Origin of the sequence: Streptomyces sp. URMC 124, assembly GCF_051386455.1 — a bacterium.
Lineage (GTDB): Bacteria > Actinomycetota > Actinomycetes > Streptomycetales > Streptomycetaceae > Streptomyces.
In genome coordinates this window covers 1-477 of the sequence record NZ_JBPQTS010000360.1, presented here as the reverse complement: position 1 = coordinate 477, position 477 = coordinate 1, and the positions used below count along the sequence as shown (strand labels likewise).

General features: G+C 71.1%; 1 pseudogene. It reads right to left on the bottom strand.

Annotation, left to right across the window (positions count from 1 at the left end):
* Positions 1–477, bottom strand: a pseudogene (locus tag ACSNOG_RS32940) (hypothetical protein); the annotation flags it as partial.

Sequence of the window (477 nt, the reverse complement as noted above, 5' to 3'; positions counted from 1 at the left end):
GGGACCACCAGGGGCCGGTGATCCGGTGCGGGTGGTGCTGAGGCGGCTGGTGGGTGCGTAGGAGTCGGTGGTGCGCCGGTCGAGGGGGAGGGCGAGGGAGCCCAGGACGGCGAGGAGGGTGGCGAGGGCGGCGAGATATCCGCCGGGTTCGAGGTTGACGAGGCCGCCGAGTTGAACGGTGATGGCGATGAGGGTGTACCAGGTGGTGGCGAGGGTGGCGGTGGCCATGAGTGCGGTGGCGTTGTGGCTTCGGGTGGGGTTGAGCCAGCGGATGCCTGGGAGGTTCCAGGTGGTGAGGGTGTAGAGGAGGGTGAGGAGGGCGCCGGTGAGGGTGAGGAGTTGGAGGCCGCCGGGGTAGCCGGTGACGGTGAGGTTGCCGGGGAAGGCGGTGGTCCAGGTCCAGGAGAGGAAGGTGGAGGCGGCGCTGAGGAGGGCTCCGGTGGCGGTGAGGGTGCGGGCGGCGCCTCCACCTTCCTC